The sequence below is a fragment of the Aquirufa salirivi genome, assembly GCF_045310485.1.
Taxonomy (GTDB): Bacteria; Bacteroidota; Bacteroidia; order Cytophagales; family Spirosomataceae; genus Aquirufa; species Aquirufa salirivi.
Genome location: NZ_JBEWZH010000034.1, coordinates 1 through 474 on the forward strand (window position 1 = coordinate 1; position 474 = coordinate 474).

The 474-nt window shown below is 46.0% G+C and carries 1 protein-coding gene; it reads right to left on the bottom strand.

Annotation, left to right across the window (positions count from 1 at the left end; all coding sequences use genetic code 11):
* On the bottom strand, positions 1–474 hold a 474-nt coding region (locus tag U0R11_RS13565; protein ID WP_406752372.1), incomplete at both ends, for a hypothetical protein.

Here is a 474-nt window from a genome sequence, read left to right on the forward strand (position 1 = left end):
CAAAAGTCAAGGCGGTGGTGGTTCCAAATGCAATATCCGCTGCTGCGGTATTGGTTACCTTAGGTGTTGTAACTGGCGCTGTTGAGCTCGTTGCTCCTGAGAAAGTTAAGTTCTTAGAACCTGTATATCCAGTTACCGTATTACCACTTGCATCTTTGGCCGTAATCGTTATCGAATTACTAGTTCCAGCTGTTTGAGTAGCTGATCCTGTCACTACTAATTTCGTGGCGGCTCCAGGATTGACTGTCACACTGGAACTAGTTATTGCTGTTCCTGTGGCTGGAGTGAACGTGAAGGTTCCTGATCCTATCGTTCCTGTGAACGTCAAGCCTAAGCTCGTTAAGTTCGCTACTCCGCTGCTAAAGTCGCCAGCATTGTTTAATTTATTCGTGCCTGATAATCCAGTGATGGCTCCGCTTAAGCTAGTGCTTACGGTAATGTTATTGCTACTCGCATCAAAGCCTGTTACCGTAT